Raw genomic sequence first — 23,156 nt, 5'->3', positions numbered from 1 at the left:
ACAGGGAAGTCCGGCAACGGATGGTGTAATGGATTTAAGGGATTTAACAGATGGATATTGAGGGTACAGGGAAGAAGTAAAAGTGTTTGAAATTGTCATCAGCACTTATAAACTCCCAAATACCAAATCCCAAATACCAAATCCCAAATAACAATTACTAATTACCAATTACCAATCTAATATGAATAGGGAAAATCCAACAATTAGCATAATTATTCCGAGCCACAATCGAAGTTCTTCGCTGCGGCGCGCTCTTGATGCTTTGCACTCGCAGACTTATCCGATCGACCTGCTCGAAGTTATTGTAGTGGCAGATAGCTGCATTGACGATACTTTGGCAATGCTACAAGACTACAAAGCTCAGTTTAAACTGCAGGTGATCGAGGTAAATTGCCGGAGCGCTGCCATCGCCCGCAATACAGGAGCGGCTTCGGCTACCGGGCAATTGCTGCTGTTTCTCGACGACGACATCGAAGCGCTGCCACCTTTGGTGGAAAGCCACGCACGGGTTCACCGAGAGCGTCCAGGAGCGGCTGTCATGGGGCCCTATCCGCCTAAGTTGCACGGAGCAACTAGGTTTTTTGACGTGGAAGTGCGCTCGTGGTGGGAAGAGAAGTTTTATCAGATGAGCCAACCTGGTCACCGATTTACTTATCAAGATTTGCTCAGCGGCAACCTTTCTTTGGATGCAGAACTGTTTGCTCGTCTCGAAGGCTTTGATTCGGCTTTCGGGAACTGCGGGGGGGAAGATTACGAGTTTGGGCTGCGTTTGCTGAAAGCTGATGTACCTTTTGCTTTAGCGCAGGATGCTGTGGGCTATCATTACGAACACGAAACAAACAATCTCGATCGCTCTTTCCGCCGCTCTCGTCAGGAAGGGCGCTCGGATGTTTTGATCGGCGGCCGACACCCGGAACTGAGACCGATGCTGCACATCAAAGACTACGAAACTCCTTATTTTTTGGTAGACAAGATTGTGGTGGCGCTCACGTTTTTCTGGCCGGCGGTTATGGATTGGCTGGCTGTGGGAGTCAGGAAATCTCTGGATTTTCTAGAAAGCGTGGGGATGCGGGAAACTTGGCGGTGGTTGCGGGCAAAATTGCGCGGTTATTGGTATTTGCGGGGTGTGATCGATCAGCTAAAAAGTCGCTCTGCTATTTCTAGTTTTATGCAAGGGGGCCCGGCCCGTGCTGATTTGGGCGGACATGAAATTAACATTGATTTGCAGCAAGGTTGGGAAGCGGCAGAAAGTCTGCTGGATGCGGAACGACCGGCTGGGGTTTACCTGTATTACGGCCAACTGGCAGTCGGCCATATTTTTCCGCAAGCGGGCGCGGAACCGCTGCGGGGCGCTCACTTGCGATCGATTCTGGCGCTTCACTTTGCTCAATCGCTGGCTGGGGCGATCGCGGTTAACGGTTTGCCCCACAGTGCTGAAATGCTTGAAGAAAAACCTTTAGTTGCCTTTGAAACTTACGAGTTAGCAATTAATAGCTAAGTAAATAGGTGCAACTAAAGATTACATGATTCGGGCAGGTGAGTGCCTTCATCTTCTCGCTTATATCTCGTTATGCTTAGCTAAACTAGCCCCTAGAAGATATTTTTTTCGTGCATATCTACTGAATTCGGGGAAGCTAAACCAAAAACTCAAACCTCAAAAGTTGGGAAATTGGAAATTTACAACCCCAAAGTTAAAAGTCCCAAGTCAAAACTTTTCTATCTAGTGCCCGCTGCAAAATTTTCAGGAGCAAGTTATGGCAATAAAAGTGATGGAGATTGAGTTTGCCGGACAGATTAATCCGATTAGGCAACTCGAACAATACGAAGGAGTTCGCATTTTAGTTCGCTACCGGGGACGGCCTCTGGGCTGGGCTTATGTTAGTAACAATCCCTGGGAACAAACAATTTCCGCTGAGCGAGTGCGACAAACAATTGTGGATCAGTTAGGAAAAGAGTTGGTGCGATCGACTTTAGGAGAGCAATTCGGCGCGGTTTCTGAAGCAGTGCCGGATCGCCACCTACCGCCAATTAGCGTTGTCATCTGCACGCGCGATCGTACAGATTTGCTCAAAGGCGCTCTGGAAGCTCTGCTCGCCCTCGACTATCCCGACTGCGAAATTATCGTTATAGACAACGCTCCTGCAAGCAGCAGTACCGCTGAATTCGTCGCGCGATTGCCGGTACGCTACGTCAAGGAAGAACGGCCAGGATTGGACTGGGCGCGCAATCGCGGGATCGCGGAAGCGCGACATGAGATTATTGCTTTTACTGACGACGACGTGCGGCCCGATCGCGGTTGGCTGCGGGGTATTGCTTCGGCGTTTGCTGACCCAGAAATTATGGCCGTGAGCGGTTTAGTGGCGGCAGCCGAACTGGAAACCTTGCCGCAACAGCAATTTGAACTGATATATGGCGGAATGCTGCAACACCTCGACCGCCACAAAACCAACGGTAGCAAGCTTTCTGTGCGGGAGTTGCTGTGGGCGAGCAAATACGGCGTGGGGGCGAATATGGCTTTCCGGCGGCAAGTTTTCCAGGCTGTGGGCAATTTTGACGTTGCTCTCGATGTGGGGACTGCGACTCGCGGTGGTGGGGATATTGAGATGTTTCATCGGATTTTGGCTAAGGGATACTCGACTTTTTATGAGCCGAGAGCTTTTGTGTGGCACTTGCACCGACGCAGCGCCGAGGCTTTGAGCCGGCAGTTGCAGGATAACGGGCGCGGTTTTGGGGCTTATGTACTCACGTGCTATCGCAACCGCACTGTGCCGCGCTGGGAAATTTGGAAATTTGCTATGTTTCAGTGGTTTGGTTGGTGGCTGGTGCGCCGCTTGGGAGATCCGGGTTTGCTGCCGCGCAAGTTGGTAGTCAGCGAGTTGCTAGGAGCTCTCGACAGTCCTTTTGCTTACAGAAAAGCGCAGTTGCAGGCGCAGCAGTTAGGTGAGATTGAGCCGCAAGAGCAGCTACAGTCTGAACCGCAGGAAGTTGCCGGAGGTGTGCGATGAGAAGTGTTCCAAGGCTGGGTTACAGGCGCAAAATCGCTCATTTCTTCGATTTGCTGCGGGTGTTGGTCGATCGCGATATGAAATTACTATACAAGCGATCGGCTTTGGGAATTGCTTGGACTTTAATCAATCCGCTGTTGCAGTTAGCTGTATTTTCCTTTGTATTTCGCTCTGTTATACCGATTAACATTCCGCAATTTTCTTCCTTTGCTTTCAGCGGTTTGTTAATCTGGAGTTGGTCTCAAACCGCATTATTTCAAGCAACGGGATTAATTACCAACAATAAAGCGCTAATCAGACAGCCTAATTTTCCCACGGCAATTTTGCCGGTAGTCACGACTATGACGGGGCTAATTCACTTTCTGTTAGCTTTGCCGGTGTTAATTATCTTTCTGGCAATTGATGGCGTTCAGCCGAGTGCAGTGCTGTTTGTGTTGCCGCTGCTGATGGTTATTCAGTTTATTTTGACAGTCAGTTTGGCTTATCCCCTCGCCGCTTTGAATGTCACTTTTCGCGATACTCAGCACACTTTGGGCGTAGTTTTGCAGATGCTGTTTTACCTGACTCCGATTTTCTACGACCTCAACAGCGTCCCGAAAGAATTTCAGCCTTTTTATCAGTTAAATCCAATGGTGCCACTGCTTGGAGCCTACCGCGCCATACTGCTCAAGGGTACGCAGCCAGATTGGCTGGCACTGTTAATTGTTAGCTTGGTTGTGGCTGCTCTTTTGCCGATCGGACTGGGAATTTTTAGACGGCAAAGCAATACTTTTGTGGAGGAATTGTAAATGCGTCAAGCTATTGTTGTCAAGGGTTTGGGAAAACGTTTTAACCGCTACTCTGCCGATCGACCTTATACGATTATGGCGGCCGCTTTGGCGGGTTTTCGGCAGATGAAACCGCAGGCGCGTTTTTGGGCACTGCGGGATATCAATTTCACCGTTTCTCCCGGAGAAATGCTAGGAATTCTCGGCAAGAATGGCGCGGGAAAATCGACGCTGCTGCAACTTGTTGGCGGTATCGGCCACGCTCAAGAAGGAACTATTGAAGTTAATGGCAGAATTGGGGGTTTGTTGGATTTGGGTGCGGGTTTTCACTCGGATTTAACGGGCAGAGAAAATGTGTTTGTGGGTGCGGTGGTGGCCGGTTTGACTCGTCGGGAAGCGGCGCGCCGATTTGATGATATTGTTGAATTTGCGGAATTGCAACAGTTTATTGATAGCCCGATGCGGACTTACAGTACCGGGATGCAAATGCGGCTGGCTTTTTCGGTGGCGGTGCACACCGATCCAGAAGTGCTGTTAGTTGATGAACATTTGTCGGTTGGTGATGTGGCTTTTCAAACTAAATGTTTGAACAGAATCGCGGAGTTTAAAAGTCAAGGATGTGCGATTGTTTTGATTTCTCACAACGCGACGCAAATTCAGAAAATGTGCGATCGGGCTTTGTGGCTGAAATCAGGTGAAATCGTGGCTTACGGGGAACCAGAAGTGGTAGTCGGCCAGTATTTGTCGGAAATGCGCCCACCAACCGAAAAACGCACTATTATGCGTCCTCCTGAAGTGACGAGTATGGGTTCGCAACTGCGAATTAATGACAATCGCTTCGGTTCTTTAGAAGTAGAAATTACAGATGTTAAAGTGTTGCCGGATGATGAGATAAACAGTGGCGATTCTATTACGGTGGAACTTCATTATTCTGTGCCAAAGCCTATTTCGGCTGCCATTTTTGGCGTGACAATCAGCCGGGAAGACGGTCAAAGTTGTTTTGAGACTAATACTAATCAAATGGGCAGATTGCTGCCGCTGGCGGAAGGTAAAGGCACAATCCGCCTGCACGTAGACAGGCTGGATTTAGGAAACGGTCAGTATTACGTGAATCCTGGGGTTTACGAGAAGAGTTTGGCTTACGCCTACGATTACCATTGGCACACTTATCCGCTGTACGTGCGATCGACTGTAAACCAAAAAACGATTCTTGCTCCGCCCTACCGCTGGGAATTTGATGGCAAAATGCAGGTTGCGGATTTACCAGAACCAGCCGATAAAGTTCACGCCTTGAATAAGGATAATCCCGCCTATGCCAAGATTTCGACTCAGTTGAAAAATAAGCAGGAACCAGACTTTTTAATTATTGGCGCTCAAAAGTGTGGTACGGAACCTCTATCCGGCTATCTCGCAAATCACTTGCAAATTATCAAAGATGGTTCCCGCAACATTCACTTTTTTGATTTGAATTTTGAGCGGGGCGTTGATTGGTACAGCAAGCAGTTGACTCGCAGTGTGGCGGATGAAAATGTGTTGCTGTGGGAAATGACTCCTTACTATATTTATCATCCGTTGGTGGCAGAGCGGGTTTACAAGTGTTTCCCGGATGTTAAGCTGATTGTAATGCTGCGAAACCCGGTCAAACGAGCTTGGCTGCACTATCATTTAGAAGTGGCGATCGGCTGCGAAAAGCTGGATTTTGAAAAGGCGATCGCTTCCGAGCCCGATCGCCTAAAAGGTGAAATTGAAAAAATCAAAGCCGATAAAGATTATTACAGTTTCAACCACCAACATTATTCTTATTTGTCGCGAGGAATTTATGTTGAACAAATCAGAAATTGGCTCGATTATTTTCCTAGGGAACAGTTGCTAATTCTCAAAAGTGAAGATTTTGAGGCAAATACCGACAAAGTTTTTTCGGAAGTCTTAGATTTCTTGGATATTAGTGCGATGGCAAGTAAAGAATATGAGATGAATACGATCGAGGAGTACAGCAAAATACCAGCAGCAATCGAACAACAATTAACAGATTATTTCAAACCTTACAATCAGGAACTTTCGGATTTGTTAAAGCAGGATTTTAGTTGGAGTTAGAATTGGCAGGTTGGGTTCCGAGAACGAAACCCAACCTACCTCAAAATATACCGTTAATTATAAGAGCAAAATGTTATGAAACGCATATTTCTCGTAGGCGCGCCTCGCAGTGGCACAACAATTCTTCAAAGCTTATTAGCTGCTCATCCCGAAGTTATTTCTTTTCCGGAATCTAAGTTTTTTCACTATTTGCTATACGATCAGTTTGCAGGCAAGTTGCCAGGTAGAATGGAAGCTTTTTTTAAGGATGAGATTAAACGTCATGAACTTTTGCAAGATTTTGATGACAGCCAAACTCTGGAAGCTAAAGCTAGTTGGTTTGTGAGAGTTTTGGATGGTTTGGCTGCTGAACAAAAAAAAAGCATTTGGTTGGAAAAAACGCCGGAACACATATATTTTATTGATGACATAGAGCGCTTTTTACCGGATGCGAAATTCATACATATTTTGCGAAATGGTATGGATACAATAGCTTCTATGTATGAGGCTACTAGGAGTTTTAACGAATTGTGGGGCGCTGGTTGGGATTTAAACCACTGTATCGATCGCTGGGAACACGCGATGTTAACTAGCCACAAATATATTAATAAATCCAATCATATATTAGTTAAATATGAGGAGCTTTTAGATAACAAAACACTAATTCTAGGAGAAATTTGTAATTTCATGGGCATTGAATATGACGGTACAATGCTCGTCAACTATCAAGAAAAAGCCGCGAATCTCAGTTTAAATTTACCTTGGCACAAAGGAATTGAGAGAGATGTCAAAAGTAGTAATGTTCACAAATATCATAAAATTTTTACTAGAAATGAAATCAGATATATTTTAGATAAAATTCAGCGAGTCAAGGGGGAAATTGCTTGGAAAGTGGCGGTGGAAGTGAGCGAACCAATTTCGGATATTTACGCTTTGCCAATATGCGATCGCCTGTCCTGTACGATCAAACTAGAAGGAATTAAACTCGGTATTATTGAATTGCCGATTTGCGATGGCATGGTGGCGGCTGCGGTTTTGGCGGATGCGGTTGCAGCTCAGTTTGCTTGGCAAATTCTCGATCGCTTCTTTCAACGCAATCGCTGCGAAAAAGGCAATAAATTGTGGGAAACTTTGCTGGAACCATTGCACCCTAAACATGACTGGACGCTATTTATGCAAGAATTATGGGGGCGTCCGCATTGGCATTTGGAGGATTTCTACAAGCCTGAAATAGATGAGGCAGTCCCAACAATTACCCTCGAAAAAGATTTGATTGTCTTAGAAATTAGCGAGGAATTTGCTAATATAAAAGTTGAGCTTCCTGAAATAGACGTGCTGGTGAAAGTAGGCGGCGTTGCTGTCGGTATTGTCACTGTTGCGGTGAAAAACAATTTTGTTTCGGCTCAAAAATTGCGATCGACAATTACTCGAAATATGGGTTTTGAGTTGTGCGTCGCCGCCGTGCGAGAAGCTTTGCTGGGAAAACCACTCAACGGCAAGCAGTGGCTGCGATCGCGCTTAGCCTCTTGTGCTCAACAAAGGTCGAATTTGCCCGACTCGTTGAATGCACCGGGTGCTGGTGGCATTTATCCCCAAAATGCGGTGATATTCGGCAGGCGATCGGGTGCGATCGGGACGAGTGTCAGCCGTCGCGCCTCACTCCCGGCGGCGGCGCTGCAGGAAATCGAGTCAGCCGCGGCAATCGCTGGGGAACCGACAATGCAAATTCCCCAAGAAAACGAGTTTCCAAAGCAAGTATTTTACGCACCGGAAATCATTGGCTCAAAATCTTCTTATCGGGAAGTTTCTCACTCGGTGAAACCTCAAGTTGTGCACAATCATAGCCTTACAGAAAAACTCCCGATTCTCTCGTACCGCCGCATTTCTCCTGACGGTTTAGACGCAGTTACTCCCCAGATTTTTGAACAACAGTTACACAAGCTCAAAAATCAGGGTTATTACAGTGTGAGTTGGGAAAATTGGCGAAGCGCAAAACAGGCTAAAACTCCTTTACCCGGTAAAGCTGTATTGATGACATTTGACGGCGGCTATCTCGACTTTATCCAATATGCTTGGCCTGTGCTAAAACGCTTTGATTTTACAGGAACTGTTTTTCTTGTAGCGGAGTCAATAGGCAAGACAAATAGTTGGGAAAAAGCCGAATTTGAAGAAGTGCCGTTAATGGGATGGTCGGAAATTTGGCAATTGCGGGATGCAGGGATTGAATTCGGTTCTATGTCTGCTACTCATCAACCTTTGACTGCATTGTCGCCGACAGAAATTGTGCGAGAGGCGGTCAAATCCCGTGCTATCTTGGAACAGGGATTAGAGAAATCTGTTAAATGCTTTGCCTATCCTTACGGGGATTTCGATCCCATTGTAGCGCATTTAATTGGAGCTAATGGATATACTTTTGGTGTATCATATCAATTGAATTTTAGCAATTTTGACGATTCTTTATTGTCGCTGCCGCGCATTCAAGTCACCGCCGAAAATGCCTTAAAATTAGCTTAGTAAGGTGCGTCTCAATCAGCGAGATTTTTCCTCAATCAACAATCTCTCAAGGGACGCACCTTACAAGTGAAATTTATTAATCAATTCCTTGATTTTTCGCTGCAAATAACCGCCAAACCCTCGGTAAATTTTCTCAAAGTTATAATAAAATAAAATCTCCATAACATCTTCAGTGTTCATATACTTTAAATAAGAAATTATTTTATCGGTCAGTTCATCATTAACATCATCGATATACTTTCTCACCGCCAATCTTTCCGAAATATTCCATTTCCGATCAAACTTGCGGTGCATTTCCATCTCATAATCCCGAAAATCTGAGATTTTCCCCTCCAAATACCTTTGAATATATTTCCCGGCGATTTGGGCACCATCCATCCCGTGTCTAATTCCTTCGCCACCCAAAAAATTTACTGTCGAAACACTATCGCCGATCGCAATTATATTATCCTTGCAATAAATATCATTCAAACCACGACTGTACTTCAGCATTGAACCGTGTTTGTCAAGAATTTTATAATTTTTAGACTTCAGATATTCATCAATCAGTAAATCAATATATTTTTTCAGCGGTGGCAAATGCCTCAGCGTTTTCTGCTCTAAAAAAATTCGGGCAGCACCAACTTTCAGCCTGTTTGGTTCCATTGGAAATATCCAAGAATAACCTTTAGGCATCCATTTATCGCCCACAAAGAAGATTAAATCGCCGCTGTATTTATTGTAAATTTCTGGCTCTACTTCAATTAAATATTCGATTCCGGTTCCCGACAAAAAATCGGGTTTATCATTCTCTTTTTCGTACATAATCGCCCTAGCAAAGCCAGTAGCATCAACCAATACTTTAGTGCTAACTTTGATAAGTTTACCGTCGGATAACTGTTTAAATTCGACTGTTGTTTCGCCCTTGCTTTGTGAATGTCCGGTGTAGCGATAACCCAGCCAAACTTCACCGCCAAATCGCTCAACTTCGCTGGCCAAAAATGCTCTAAATTTAGCAAAGTTGAGAACAACTCCCAAGCTTTCGGGAGACTCCCAAGTTTGACTGGCTTTGCTAGTTTGAATAGTAAGTTTGTGCCAAAAACTGCCGATAACGGATTCAGGTAAATCGAATTTAGAGAGGGTTTCTAGAGGTGTAGCGGCGCTAGAAAAGTCATTTTTATTAAAATTGTCGTTTTGCTCTGCCAGCAAGACTTTGTGGCCGGATTTGGCTAGGATTCTCGCGCAGTGTCCGCCTGCGGGACCTGCTCCTACTATTACTATGTCAAAACTTTTTACAGTCATCTTGCTTTTAACTCGCTTCTAATGTCAAAACAGCCGCACACATATCAACTACTAATCGCCGAGTTTTCAGCCACTGGCGCACGATTAAAACTTAAGGTACGATTTGGTTTCACGTTAGTCATTGTTTTTTCTGCCTTATCCTCAAGTCTTCCTTCAATCCTGCTGCTCGGAACTCGAATGGTAAGGTGCGCTAGGCGCACCCTACAATTCTAGCTATTTACACGCTAAGAGGAGACTGTTTGCGGCTGAATGTTGCTAAGATGCGATCGCACATTTGCGACGGATTTAATCCCAAACTGGCAAATGATTGTTCAGGCGTTGCATGATCTACCAATGTATCGGGTACACCCAACCGCATCACTGGAACAACAACATTATTGTCCAACAAAGCTTCGGCTACTGCTGAACCAAAGCCTCCCATCAAACATCCTTCTTCCATTGTGACAACTTTGCCGATTCGCTGTGCTAAAGGCAAGATTAATTCGGTGTCCAAAGGCTTGACAAAACGCGCATTGATGACAGTTGCTTCAATACCGTGTTCGCTTAGAATCTGGGCGGTTTGCATTGCCGGATAAACCATTGAACCGTAACCCAAGATCAGCAAATCGTCGCCGTTGCGGAGAATTTCGGCTTTGCCGATCGGCAACTCTTCCCAACCTTCTTCCATCAGAGGCACGCCGTAACCGTTGCCGCGTGGGTAACGCATGGTGATCGGGCCGCTGGTGTGGTTGATTCCGGTGACTATCATCCGCTGCAATTCTGCCTCATCTTTTGGCGCCATAATTGTCATATTTGGCAGACACCGCAAGAAGGCAATGTCGTACATTCCTTGGTGAGTTGGCCCGTCAGCCCCGACAATGCCGGCGCGATCCAAACAGAAGAAAACTGGCAAATTTTGGATGCAGACATCGTGAATTATTTGGTCGTATCCCCGCTGCACAAATGTCGAGTAAATTGCCACAACCGGGCGCATTCCTTCGCAGGCTAAACCAGCGGATAAAGTCACAGCGTGCTGTTCGGCAATCCCGACATCAATGTACTGTTTCGGCAGTTTTTCATGAAGTTTATCCAGACCTGTTCCGGTTGCCATCGCAGCGGTAATGCCGACAATTTTAGGATTATCTTCTGCTAGCTTGACCAGGGCGTGGGCAAAGACTTTCGAGTAAGCTGGAGGCTTGGGTTTAGTGGAGGGAATGCCTTTGCCGGTAGCTAAGTTAAAGGGATTTTGCGCGTGATATCCTACTTGGTCTTTTTCGGCGATCGCATATCCTTTGCCTTTCACCGTCACAACGTGAACCAACACCGGCCCTTGGATAGTATGAGCTTGTTTGAAAGTAGCAATTAACTCTTCCAAATTGTGTCCATCTACCGGGCCCATGTAAGTAAAGCCCAATTCTTCAATTACTGCTCCAACTTTCGAGACAGCCAAGCGTTTCATCCCTTCTTTAAGGCGTTCCATTTCGGGAGTAAAAGTTTCGCCGACAAAGGGAATGTGTTTGAATTGTTCCTCTAAGTTATCTTTGAGAAACTGCACCGGTGGCGACAATCGCATCTTGTTCAGATAGCGGGTAATTGCGCCGACGTTGGGCGAGATTGACATCTCGTTGTCGTTGAGCACAACTAACAAATTGGTTTTCGGCATATGGCCCGCGTGGTTGATGGCTTCGAGTGCCATGCCGCCCGTCAATGCGCCGTCGCCGATGACTGCTACAGTTTTAAAGTTTTCCCCCTTGAGGTCGCGCGCCATTGCCATTCCTAATGCTGCGGAAATGCTTGTGGAAGCGTGACCTGCGCCGAAGTGGTCAAATTTGCTCTCGCAGCGCTTGAGATAGCCTGCAACGCCGTCTTTTTGGCGCAGGGTGTGAAAGTGGTTGTAGCGACCGGTTATCAATTTGTGAGGATAAGCTTGGTGGCCGACATCCCAAGTAACTTTGTCGCGATCGAGGTCGAGTGTTTGGTAGAGTGCTAAGGTCAGTTCGACTACACCCAATCCTGGGCCGAGGTGGCCGCCGCTAGCGGCTACAGTTTCTAAATGCTTTTCTCGAATTTGTCGGGCAATTTGTTCGAGTTGATGAATCGAGAGGCCGTGTAATTGGTTTGGGTGAGTCAGTTCGCTCAGATGCATATTTTAAAATCTTGCTCCTGTGAATCAGGACGAATCCTTAACAGATATAGGTTGTGCCTGCGAGGTTGGCTACGCGCAAACGTTAGAATAGTTTAACGGTTATTTGAGAAAAACTGTTAGGCGTAAGATTTTTGTTATTTTTGGCCTGGTAATTATAGTTAATAAATTGTGCGCCGTCAATATAAAAAAAGCTTATGTTGTTAGTTCCTAATCGCTAATTGTTAGCTGCCTGGAGATTATTAAGCATTTTTAACTACTTTTTTTAGTGATGGGTGACTTTTTAGCCCTCTTATTTCTGCAAGCAGACTATGATACCAAATCATTAACTGTGATGGAGCATCTCATATTTGTAAAAACACTTCTTCTGGCTCCTGCCTTCTGCCTTCTGCCTCCTGCCTCAAAACTCCAATTTCTAGCTTGGCTGCTTTCCTTGAGATGATCCCACTGTGATTTATATAGCATAGCTGATGTTAAGTCATTGGTAACAAGTTAGAAATGAGTAGATTTTGTCAACACTTCTAAGTAGAGAAAAAATTAACTAATAATGATAATTAAAAAAGCGGAAAGGTTGGACTAACCCAATTAAGGCGATTATCAATAAATTGTCAAATAGTTTTCACACGCCCGCGAGAAAATTATCTAATACCAAATCCGGGTTAATTACCTCTAATTTATGACGACCGGGGCCAAAAGCAGCCATACGATCGCGGGAGGGACCCCCAAGCTAGGCAAAATATTCACTTGTTTACCAACTGTCAAGCGAGCTGTATTTATTGAAGTTGGTGACAATTTTTCTTAAATATTTGCCTCAAAGGTTCTATTTTTTAAGATCGCACAAGCGAGTGAAGTTTCGGCAGGGTCATCATCAGGATTGAGCGATTGTGTAGATAAGCTCAAAAGACTCGAAGATTTACCACAATGGCCGTTGGTCGGAAAGAAAGAACACGGGGACTCAAGTCCCCCGCGTCGCTTCTCTCTGGGGTCTGAAGACGCGATCGTTTCCCGCATCCCATATTACTTTTATGAAAAATTCTGCTTAATTCAATCTCCCTTACTCCCGTGATGGCGAAGGAGTTCCCCCTTCTTCGGGCAGCGGAATTTCCGAAGGACTTGATTCGGGCGACGGCGAGGGACTCTCGCTATCGGGCGACGGAATTTCCGCAGGAGTCGATTCGGGCGACGGCGAGGGACTCTCACTATCGGGCGGCGGAATTTCCGCAGGAGTCGATTCGGGCGACGGCGACAGACTCTCAGCCCCGGGCGAGGGACTCTCCGAAGGACTTGGGGCGGTAGTTTCCGGCGGTGGCGGAAGTGGTGCGGGCTCTGGCTGGCGGCTTTGGAGGCTTTGCACCCACAAACCTAAACCGCCGCCGGCTAATATCAGCCCCAACACCCCCAGTAGGGACAGCGGAAGCTTGGATCGCCGTTTTTGAACGGGTTCCGGGGCGGGGGAAGTTTCGGGGTACAACAACTGTTTGGACGATTCTGAAAGCTGAGATTCAGGAATCCTCCCGGACTTCTGGAGGGACCGCGGCAGGGACGGCGGCAGCGACACCGAGGCTGACGCTGGCGCTGCCGCCGGCGCTGACGCCACCGCCGGATCGAACAGTACCAATCTCTCCGGCGACATCCGACAGTGAGTGGCCACCACGGATGTGTTGTCATAACCGTTTTTCTCGTTGGCGAGACGAATCCAAGACTGAACCGCGACTTCCAAAGACATTTTGCCCTCAAGCACCTCTGGGCCGTAATTTTCCCAAGAGCGCTCTACCCAGTCGTTGTCGCTCAAACCGTCGGAACACAGCAGCAGTAAGCCTTCCTCTTCGACAATAAATCGCTGAATCGTCGGGCGCAGGAAATCGGCGTCCCGCGTGCCCAAAGCTTGAGTCAGGGCTCCTGCATCGGCTCGCAGTTGAGTTTCCCAGTACAAACAGTGTCCTAGCTGGACTTCCCTTGAAGCTACGTCGTCGTCCACAGTCAGGCGGTGACAGTAATTTTTGCCAATCCAATAAGCCCGGCTGTCTCCAACATTGACTAAATAAAGTTCGTGACTGTTATTCGAGGGCAAATCCTCGGAAATTTTCACTTTTTGAGGCAACTGGAGGGCCATCACCAAAGTCGTCCCCATCCGCTGCCGCAACTCTTTTCCCTGCTCGTTATTTTGAGCGGAAATGACATTATTCACAACTCTCACTATTTCTTCGAGTTGCTTGATAACCATTGCTGGCGTCATCAACTCTTCTTGTTCAGCAATTTCTGCGAGCAAATTTTGGATTAAAGCTTTCAGGGACTGCACGGCTAATTGACTGGCAACTTCTCCTCCTTCGTGGCCTCCAACCCCGTCGCAAACCATTGTCAAGTAAGGAATTAGTTTGTCGTTCCCTGAAGTTTTGCTAGATTGAAAATCAGCAGCAACCGGATAACAACTGTCTTCATTTTGGGAGCGCTGCGGCCCGGTATCGGTCATGCCGACTACTTCTAAGTGCAGAGGCAATTTAGCGGCTTGTTCTAATAGTAAATCGTTGAGTTCCAGGGCGATCGCGTCGAAATTCATGCTGCTGCGGCGCATAAACTGACAAATCTCTCCGAGTTTCGACTGCACCTCGGGTTGCGCGGATTCCACCAAACCAGACCACACATCTCCCAAATCCCGCAGCGTCGGTACAAAATTGCCCCGGTGCAGTTCCAGCAGGCGTACCCGCCAACCTTCCACCCGCAAATTTTCCGGTACCAGCAAACTCGAAGCTACTCCTTGTTCCGACAGCGGCGCCCACAGTTGGAGCATTTGCCACAGCCAGTAAACTTGGCGCGCGGCGCTTGTCCCCGACCAAGATTCTAAAATAGAAGGATACAGGCGACCGAAATTATTGATGGGCACATTTTCCAACAAGAGCACCTCTGTCGCTTCCGGTGCTTCCCCCAGAGAACAATAACCGTATACTTCCGGCGTATGCAGCCGTTGGGGATACAAATGCAGGTAAGGCATAATCGTATCTGGCAGTTGTTCCGGGACGCTGGGAGGCAGAACTGGACGGCTGTCGAGCCAGATTTGGGGTGCAATGACAAAGTATCGATCGGCTATTACCTTACCCGCCGGCACTTCCTCGGCTGCTTGTCCCACCACCCACACATAGCGATAAATTAAATCCGTTTCGCACGCTGCACAGTGCTGGCGGCCAAAGGTATTGCGGGGATCTGGACAGCTAAGATTCGGGCAATAAATGGGTTCGGAGAAACTGCTGATCATATCGAAATAGTTTGTGTAAAAACATTCTGAAGATATATGATTCGCCAGCCCAAATTCATGAGCTTGAGAATAAACTGATTTTAGCCCCTATCAATTTCTTAACTGCCTTTGGGCCCCTAGAAATTGTAGTTTCTGCCAGCCTGCATCGGCTTAAATTGTAATTTAAGTTACTAAACTCAGACTTGGACTACGATGGAAGCCTCAACCTGGTACCGCTGCGCGAAAAAGCGCTCTGAGGGCTTGCAAGTGGCAAACCCTTGCAGAGTCAGTTGTTGGCATTTCTTAAATCTTAAATTTCCAATCTAAGATCTAAATAGTATCACCTATTCTTTTTATGATCTTGACTCCGACGCTTCTTTGGTTGCTAGCTGGGTCTTTGCTGTGTTTGGCAGAGCTATTTCTCCCGACTGCTTTTGTCGCTTTTGTGATGGGACTGAGCGCCTTCGCCGTAGCTGGATGCTCTCTAGTTCTACCTTACGTTAATTTACAAATATTCCTGTGGATGGTATTTTCGACAGTTTTTGTGCTGCTGTCTCGGCGGTTGATACCAAAAGGCAAGCCAAGGGCGATCGCAGATTCTCAGGAAGCAAAAACTTTAACAGAAATTTCCCCTGGAGAAGCCGGCCGAGTCATTTATGAGGGGAATTCTTGGCAAGCTCGCTGCGAAGACACGAACGCCACCATCCCCCCCAACCAAAACGTAATTGTCGTCGGACGGAAAGGCACTACTCTGATAGTTGTGCCAGAAAATCTCTTGCATTCTTAAACAAAATGCGTAATTAATCACAGACAATTAGTAGTTAATAATTAGTGATTAGGCATCATTCATTAGTCAGTGGTCAACAGTCAACATTTAAGAGTCAACATTTATAGGAGGCGACCGTGGAACAAATTTTTTTACTCGTATTTTTAGCTTTAGGCGGCTCAGCCCTCGCAGGTTCCGTCAAAATTATCAATCAGGGAAATGAAGCATTGGTGGAAACTTTAGGTAAATACAACGGCAAGAAACTGGAACCCGGTTTGAATTTTGTCACGCCATTTCTCGATCGCGTCGTGTACGAGCAAACAATTCGGGAAAAAGTCTTAGATATTCCTCCGCAAGCTTGTATCACCCGCGACAACGTTTCCTTCACGGTTGATGCTGTGGTTTACTGGCGCATTGTAGATTTGGAAAAAGCTTGTTACAAAGTAGAAAATCTCCAGTCAGCAATGGTAAATATGGTGCTGACTCAAATTCGCGCCGAAATGGGTCAACTGGATCTCGAACAAACCTTTACTGCTCGTTCTCAAATTAATGAAATATTGCTCAGAGATTTAGATATTGTTACCGATCCTTGGGGAGTGAAAGTAACGCGGGTAGAATTGCGCGATATTATCCCTTCTAAAACTGTACAGGAATCGATGGAATTGCAGATGGCAGCCGATCGACGCAAGCGGGCGGCAATTCTGACCTCCGAGGGCGAACGCGAGTCAGCAGTTAACAGCGCCAAAGGTAAAGCTGAAGCGCAAGTTTTGGATGCAGAAGCGCGCCAAAAAGCGACTATTTTGGAAGCGGAAGCTCAACAAAAGGCGATCGTCCTAAAAGCTCAAGCAGAACGCCAAAGTCAGGTTTTGAAAGCTCAAGCTACTTCTGAGGCCTTGCAAATAATCGCCAAAACTCTGCAAAATGACCCCACTGCCCGGGAAGCTTTACAATTTTTGTTAGCTCAAAACTATCTGGATATGGGTCTAAAAATTGGCACCAGCGACAGCAGCAAGGTGATGTTTATGGACCCGCGCAGCATTCCCGCGACGCTCGAAGGAATGCGATCGATCGTTGGGGAAGGTAATAATAATGAGGTGAAAAAGTAGGGAGCATCTCATATTTGTAAAAACACTTCTTCTGGCTCCTTCCTTCAGACTCTTTCCTCCTGCCTCGCAACAAGAGAGCCTCCTGCCTCAAAACTCCAATTTCTAGCTTGGCTGCTTTCATTGAGATGCTCCCAAAAGTAGGGGAGCATCTCATATTTGTAAAAACACTTCTTCTGGCTCCTTCCTTCAGACTCTTTCCTCCTGCCTCGTAGCAAGAGAGTCTCCTGCCTCAAAACTCCAATTTTGGGCTTGGCTGCTTTCATTGAGATGCTCCCCTTGGTATTTGGTATCTATTTAAACATCGATATTCAGGCAACTTCTCTTCGCCGTCAACCTAATAACTCGACACAGTTAAAACGATCGCCTCCCTATCTCCCAACACCAAACCATACTCCAAACCCTCAACAACCGCTTGATAAGAAGCATCCAAAATATTACCAGAAACCCCCACAGTCGTCCAGCGGTCTTGACCGTTACTAAACTCGGCCAACACGCGAGTTTTAGCAGAAGTTCCGGCACATCCGTCCAAAATTCGCACCTTATAATCTGTTAAGTTAAAATCAGTAATTGCCGGATAAAAATTCCGCAAAGCCTTCCGCAAAGCCGCATCAAGTGCCGAAACAGGCCCGTTTCCTTCCGCGCATTCCAGAATATCTTGACCGTTAACAGTCACTTTAACGGTTGCTAAAGAATTAACTGTTTCCTCCTTACCTTTATCGCAGTGAACTTGAAAACCTTTGATTTCAAATAAATGCTTGCGCTTTCCCAATGCCTCCCGCATTAACAATTCAAAAGAAGCCTCAGCACCCTCAAATTGATATCCCTGACTTTCCAAATTTTTCAATTTTTCCAAAATTTGGCGGCAAGCAGGATTTTTGCGATCGAGATCCATGCCAAAAGTGCGCGCCTTCGCCAAAACATTGCTCAAACCCGCTTGATCCGAAATCACAATTCGCCGCCTGTTGCCAATTTTTTCCGGTTCCAAATGTTCGTAAGTTAACGGATTTTTCTCAACAGCCGAGACGTGAATTCCCCCTTTGTGAGCAAAAGCAGAAAGGCCGACAAAAGGAGCACGATCGTCTGGAGCAAGATTGACAATTTCACTAATCGATCGACTTACTTGAGTTAATCTAACTAATTGCTCGCCTTCAATGCAATTATGACCCAACTTTAGCTGAAAATTAGGAATTAAGGAACATAAATCGGCATTGCCACAGCGTTCGCCGTAACCGTTAATAGTTCCCTGTACCATAGTCACTCCTTCCCGCACGGCAGCCAAAGCATTAGCAACCGCAACTCCCGAATCGTTGTGAGTGTGAATTCCTAATTGTAAAGATTTTTCGCGATTAGTGCCTAAAGATTCTAAAACATCGCCAACAACCTGACTGACTTCGTGAGGCAAAGTACCCCCGTTAGTATCGCAAAGCACTAGCCATTCTGCACCGGCGCCCGCCGCCACTTCTAAAGTTTTAATAGCATAATCTCGATTGTGTTTGTAGCCGTCAAACCAGTGTTCGGCATCGTAAATAACGCGCCTTCCCTGACTCCGCAAATATTCAATTGTATCTCGAATCATCGCGAGATTTTCTTCTAGCGTCGTCTTCAAACTTTCAATAACGTGCAAATCCCACGACTTGCCAAACAGCGTCACCCAGCGAGTACCGGCGGACAAAATAGCCTGCAACATTTCATCATTAGCTGCTGTAGTTCCCGGCCGCCTAGTCGAACAAAAAGCTACAACTTCTGCTTGAGTTAGGGGCTGTTCTTTGAGTCGCCAAAAAAATTGTACGTCTTTAGGATTCGCCCCCGGCCAGCCGCCTTCAATAAAGGGAATTCCTAAACTGTCTAACTGCCGAGCAATTCGCAGTTTGTCTTCGAGAGATAAGGAGAGTCCCTCACACTGAGCACCGTCTCGCAGCGTGGTATCGTAGATCCAGAGCCGATTTGTCATGGGAAATTGCGATCGAGAAATTGGTAATATATCACTTACTATATTAGATGAATATATTTGAATTTAATGCGATAATATATAGGAAAATTAACATAAATCTAACTGGGGTAAATTGCTGTGGTCAAGGTACAAGCGCAAGGCAAAACATTTGAGTGCGATCGCGGAGCGAATCTCCGTGAAGTTTTGCTCAAAAACGGCATCGATCTCTACAACGGCAACGCCAAAGTCATCAACTGCCACGGCCTCGGCACTTGCGGCACCTGCGCTGTCACCGTCGAGGGCGAAGTTTCCGAGACCCAGTGGCGCGAAAAAGCCCGACTTTCGGTTCCTCCCCATTCTCCCGCCTCCAACCGCCGTTTGTCCTGCCAAACCAAGGTTTTAGGCGATATTAAGGTGACAAAATATGACGGTTTCTGGGGTCAAGGTTCTGAAACTGTCTGGAACCCCCAAGCATAGATTTTTTGTTAAGGAAGGCCGATAGGACGATCGCCTTGCCAGATAATCTGTAAGACTTGCATAATAATTCTAACTGTAAGGTGTGCTTAGCGCACCTTACCCTAAAGAAAGCCGAGAGGTCAAAAAAGCCAGAAAGTCCATATAAAAGTTAATGAATTCATCTACAGATATTCTGATTATTGGCGGCGGAATAATTGGCCTTTCGCTAGCAGTAGAACTCAAATTGCGAGGGGCATCTGTCGCGGTTCTCACAGCCGATTCTAAACAACCGACGGCGCGGGCTGCCGCGGGAATGCTTGCCCCGCAAGCAGAACGAATTCCCCCCAGTCCGATGCTGGATTTGTGCTTGCAAAGCCGCGCACTGTATCCTGCCTGGGTGGAACAGCTAGAAGATATTACCGGATTGAAAACGGGATATTGGCGATCGGGAATTCTCGCACCAGTTTGTCAAAATGAGCCTCAAGAAAAGCCGCTTTTGTCAAACCTTAATTATCAATGGTTGGACAGAGATACTGTTCGCCAGCACCAGTTTGGATTAGGTCAAGAAGTAATTGGCGGTTGGTGGTATCCTGACGACGCTCAAGTAGACAACCGCGCTTTATTTCGGACGCTTCAATTTGCAAGCAAAGAATTAAAAATTGATATTATTCAAGGCACCGCAGAGGAAATTATTCGGCAGAAAAACCGAGTTTTTGGAGTGGAAACAACGGCAGGAAAATTACAAGCTGACCGTTATGTTTTGGCTGCTGGTCCTTGGTCTGAGAAATTATTGGATATTCCTGTTTTTCCAAGAAAGGGACAAATGCTGTCAGTATGTGTACCAGAAGATTGTGGAGTTATCCAGCCCCTGCAAACTGTTCTATTCGGGACTGGCATTTATATTGTGCCACGTCAAGATGGCAGAATTATTATTGGTGCAACTAGCGAAAATGTCGATTTCACGCCGGGAAATACGCCTGCAGGAATCCAAAGTTTGTTAGCAGGAGCGATTAAGTTATATCCCGAATTACAAAATTATCCGATTCTGGAGTTTTGGTGGGGATTTCGGCCGGCTACTCCTGATGAATTGCCGATTTTGGGTGCTAGTGCTTGGGAGAATTTGACATGGGCTACGGGGCATTACCGCAACGGCATTTTGTTGGCTCCGGTGACGGCTAAATTGTTGGCTGATTTTATTGGGAATCAGAAATTAGATCCGTTATTGGCTGCTTTTCATTATTCGAGGTTTGGAGCTTCAGCAGTTACTTGAACCTCTCTACGTAGGGTCAGCGTACCTTACTGCTATAAGAGGCGCATCCAACCATTTTTTGGTAACTCCTAAATTAGTTCGCATCCTGTTTTTTGGGTTGGTTTAATTCCCTGCATTTAGCGGCAGCCAAATCGTAAGCATTTTGGTAATCGCTACCGCCTAACATCAAATCGCCGTAATATTCATAAGGTTGATTGCCATAAATCGGCAGCGGGTCGTCTTCGGGATAATCTTCTTTTGATTCTTCTAGGATTGCTTTGAGTTTCTTGACGCTGAAGCGCTGGACTGGGAAGTAATGAATGTCTTGAGCGATGAAACCGAGATGGGGAAATGTTGGGTCAACAATTCGCTCTTCGAGTTCAATCCAGCTATATTCGATGGGTTTATATGGCACTCCCGGCACGGCTAAAAAGCCTTGAACATAAATCGCGCCCTCGGTGGCTAACGCTGCTTTACAAGCGTTGTCAAAGCAGTTTTTACGGTTGCTTTTGATGCGAGCGGCCATTTCAATAGAAAGCGTCTCATCTAATAGTTCGGTCATAATCCATTCCTAATCGCGTGTGCGATTAGATTGTAGCAAATCAGAGCTATCTCCGAGCACAAAAAACGCAGGCAATTGCGATCGCTCCTCAAATTCTCTTCTCAAGGAATTGAGCCAAAATCCTCTGCGCTTCTGGATGTTGTGTCAGCTTTGGTTTCCGAGATTGGCGGTTTGTCGATCGCCCCTATCGCCCGCCAATAAAAAGTTTTCGCCAGGAGGCCAACTTTTGAACCTGCGATCGAGTTGGGCTAGAACCCGGTACAGTAAAGTGTGGCACAGACGATGCAAACAAAAATAGTGGCATAAATTACTAAATGGCGTGCAACCAACCAATGATATTCATGCCTTCCGGTGCAGCGATTTGTTCGGCTGTTGACAGGCTTCACAGTTTTTTCTGTAAACAAAGCAGAGTTGTGATAACCTCATAAATGTGCAAAAATCGGTTCCAACAAAAAAACCTTTGGAAGAAACGGGGAAAGTCCGGCGTAAATCCGCCCCTGTCTCGCAAATGTGATGAGATTATACAGTCTCTACGGTTCCGCATCACTTGCAATTCCTAACTGAATTATCGCTAACAGATTATCTGTAACGACTGTCAAGAGAGCCATCCGCCATCTCAATTTTGCTTCAAATCATTGCGACATACCATCCCACCCTAGAAATTATTCTGCTAACAAATGACGGTCAAATAGAAATCGATTTTCTGCAACAATTAGAAATTACTCTTGCCGTTTGTCATGAGCAAGTACGTCAATGATGGGATTAATTTCAGCTTGGCGAAACCATCCAAAGGAGGATCTAATGAACTAAATCTTATCAGCAATTTTGTAAAGTATGGGCAAATTTTTAACCGCAATTAACCCAATTACCTGCAATAAAACAATGCCAAAAATACCCATCCTATCCTGATGGTAAGCTAAGCACTTATCCACACACCATAGACATACTGAATGAAAAACGCGATCAAAAAGTCGGATTTTGTGCTAGCTCCTTATATGAAGAGCAACAACTTGAAAGCTAGTTGCCAAATACTCAATACAGTGATTCCTTATACATTTTTATGGTTTTTAGCCTTTAAAGCTGCTGCCATTTCTGTATTCCTGCTGCCGCCGATAATGGTGTTGATGACACTTTTTTCAGGACGTTGTTTCTCTTTGATGCACGATTGCGGACACTATTCTCTTTTTAGTTCTAAAAAAGTCAATCGTATGATGGGTTTTCTGCTAGGTATCATCAATGCGATTCCTCAGTACCCCTGGTCGAGGGGACACGCTTATCACCACAAACATAATGGTAATTGGGATATGTACCGAGGCCCTTCGGCGTTGATATCCACCGAAAAATTTGCGGCGCTTAGCCCCTTTAGTCAAAAGATGTATCAGTTACTCAGACACCCATTGATGCTGTTTCCCGGTGGTTTTTTCTATCTAATTATTAAGCCACGACTCGCGCTAATCTTGGGAATAACGGGTTTTATCGGACATATTTTTGCTTGTCTAAAGCAAGATTTTGGCATGGGTTTATCTGCAATCATTGCTTCTTATAAATCCAAACATTGGTATACGACGGCTGAATTTTGGGATTTACTGTTCAACAATATTTGTGTTGTTGCTAGCTGGATTTATCTGAGCAACTTACTGGGAGTAGGCTTTTTCTGGAGTGTTTACTCAATTGTCATGACCTGTTCAGCAGCGATATTTATCTGTATTTTCTTTGTTCAGCATAATTTTGACGGTTCCTACGCTCATAAAGCCGAGGGTTGGGACTATCTTCTAGGCGCAATTGAAGGCAGTAGTTACCTAAAATTACCGACTATTCTCAATTGGTTTTCTGCTGATATTGCCTACCACAATATTCATCATCTCTCTGAGCGAATACCTAACTATAATCTTCGGGCTTGTCACAATGCTAATATTCACCTGCTGGGTAATTCAAAAGCCCTGACAATTCGCGATATTCCTAACTGCTTCCAATTCATTCTTTGGGATGCTGCTTCAGATAGTCTGCAATCGATTAAATTATTAGACATCTCCCAAAACTCGCAAAGCTTATCTGGCAAAGGCTTTGCGAATTATAACTCTTCTCAAAAATCTCTG

General features: G+C 45.9%; 16 protein-coding genes. 11 read left to right on the top strand and 5 right to left on the bottom strand.

From position 1 onward, the window contains the following. Window positions 1-181: 181 nt before the first annotated feature. The 5 genes from QUA23_RS20065 (at window position 182) to QUA23_RS20045 (ending at window position 8,359) form a co-directional block, all read left to right on the top strand. Window positions 182-1,498, top strand: a complete 1,317-nt coding sequence (locus QUA23_RS20065) for a glycosyltransferase family A protein (protein WP_333077940.1) — start codon at window positions 182-184, stop codon at window positions 1,496-1,498. Window positions 1,499-1,754: 256 nt separating this feature from the next. After that, entirely contained in the window at window positions 1,755-3,005 is a 1,251-nt protein-coding gene (locus tag QUA23_RS20060; RefSeq protein WP_333077939.1) for a glycosyltransferase, read from the top strand. Next, on the top strand, window positions 3,002-3,793 hold the full coding sequence (locus tag QUA23_RS20055; RefSeq protein WP_333071893.1) for an ABC transporter permease: 792 nt from the start codon (window positions 3,002-3,004) through the stop codon (window positions 3,791-3,793). The genes QUA23_RS20060 and QUA23_RS20055 overlap by 4 nt, the downstream gene beginning before the upstream one ends. Then, complete coding sequence (locus QUA23_RS20050; RefSeq protein WP_333077938.1) at window positions 3,794-5,866, top strand: ATP-binding cassette domain-containing protein; 2,073 nt, start codon at window positions 3,794-3,796, stop codon at window positions 5,864-5,866. Window positions 5,867-5,941: 75 nt separating this feature from the next. Continuing rightward, window positions 5,942-8,359 (top strand): sulfotransferase, encoded by a 2,418-nt coding sequence (locus tag QUA23_RS20045; protein ID WP_333077937.1) that lies wholly within the window; start codon window positions 5,942-5,944, stop codon window positions 8,357-8,359. Window positions 8,360-8,419: 60 nt separating this feature from the next. Here QUA23_RS20045 and QUA23_RS20040 read toward each other — a convergent pair whose 3' ends face one another. The 3 genes from QUA23_RS20040 to QUA23_RS20030 form a co-directional block, all read right to left on the bottom strand. Next, entirely contained in the window at window positions 8,420-9,640 is a 1,221-nt protein-coding gene (locus QUA23_RS20040) for an NAD(P)/FAD-dependent oxidoreductase (RefSeq protein WP_333077936.1), read from the bottom strand. A 217-nt stretch (window positions 9,641-9,857) separates the two neighbouring features. Next, entirely contained in the window at window positions 9,858-11,765 is a 1,908-nt protein-coding gene (dxs, locus tag QUA23_RS20035) for a 1-deoxy-D-xylulose-5-phosphate synthase (RefSeq protein ID WP_333077935.1), read from the bottom strand. A gap of 1,051 nt (window positions 11,766-12,816) precedes the next feature. Next, a complete protein-coding gene (locus QUA23_RS20030; RefSeq protein WP_333077934.1) occupies window positions 12,817-15,012 on the bottom strand; it encodes a protein phosphatase 2C domain-containing protein in 2,196 nt (731 codons plus the stop codon). Between the two features lie 334 nt (window positions 15,013-15,346). On the opposite strand from QUA23_RS20030, the gene QUA23_RS20025 reads away from it, so the two are divergent. Continuing rightward, complete coding sequence (locus QUA23_RS20025; RefSeq protein ID WP_333077933.1) at window positions 15,347-15,778, top strand: NfeD family protein; 432 nt, start codon at window positions 15,347-15,349, stop codon at window positions 15,776-15,778. 116 nt (window positions 15,779-15,894) lie between these two features. Next, a complete protein-coding gene (locus QUA23_RS20020) occupies window positions 15,895-16,863 on the top strand; it encodes an SPFH domain-containing protein (RefSeq protein ID WP_333036338.1) in 969 nt (322 codons plus the stop codon). 334 nt (window positions 16,864-17,197) lie between these two features. Here QUA23_RS20020 and cimA read toward each other — a convergent pair whose 3' ends face one another. Beyond that, window positions 17,198-18,814: a citramalate synthase gene (cimA, locus tag QUA23_RS20015; protein ID WP_333077932.1), complete on the bottom strand. Its 1,617-nt coding sequence runs from the start codon at window positions 18,812-18,814 to the stop codon at window positions 17,198-17,200. 117 nt (window positions 18,815-18,931) lie between these two features. On the opposite strand from cimA, the gene QUA23_RS20010 reads away from it, so the two are divergent. Together QUA23_RS20010 and thiO are read left to right on the top strand one after the other, a co-directional pair. Next, on the top strand, window positions 18,932-19,270 hold the full coding sequence (locus QUA23_RS20010) for a 2Fe-2S iron-sulfur cluster-binding protein (protein ID WP_333077931.1): 339 nt from the start codon (window positions 18,932-18,934) through the stop codon (window positions 19,268-19,270). 151 nt (window positions 19,271-19,421) lie between these two features. Then, entirely contained in the window at window positions 19,422-20,519 is a 1,098-nt protein-coding gene (thiO, locus tag QUA23_RS20005; RefSeq protein WP_333077929.1) for a glycine oxidase ThiO, read from the top strand. A gap of 73 nt (window positions 20,520-20,592) precedes the next feature. On the opposite strand, the gene QUA23_RS20000 is transcribed toward thiO, so the two are convergent. Further along, the gene (locus QUA23_RS20000) at window positions 20,593-21,060 is read right to left on the bottom strand and encodes a hypothetical protein (RefSeq protein ID WP_333036348.1); all 468 of its coding nucleotides are present in this window, start codon (window positions 21,058-21,060) and stop codon (window positions 20,593-20,595) included. A 622-nt stretch (window positions 21,061-21,682) separates the two neighbouring features. On the opposite strand from QUA23_RS20000, the gene QUA23_RS19995 reads away from it, so the two are divergent. Together QUA23_RS19995 and QUA23_RS19990 are read left to right on the top strand one after the other, a co-directional pair. Continuing rightward, a complete protein-coding gene (locus QUA23_RS19995; protein ID WP_333077928.1) occupies window positions 21,683-21,817 on the top strand; it encodes a hypothetical protein in 135 nt (44 codons plus the stop codon). Window positions 21,818-22,010: 193 nt separating this feature from the next. Then, the coding region (locus tag QUA23_RS19990) for a fatty acid desaturase (protein WP_333110485.1) at window positions 22,011-23,156 on the top strand (1,146 nt) is incomplete at its 3' end.

It is taken from the genome of Microcoleus sp. Pol1C5, assembly GCF_036701115.1.
Lineage (GTDB): Bacteria > Cyanobacteriota > Cyanobacteriia > Cyanobacteriales > Microcoleaceae > Microcoleus.
The sequence above is the reverse complement of the archived record's forward strand: the minus strand, read 5'-3'. Positions and strand labels throughout refer to the sequence as shown.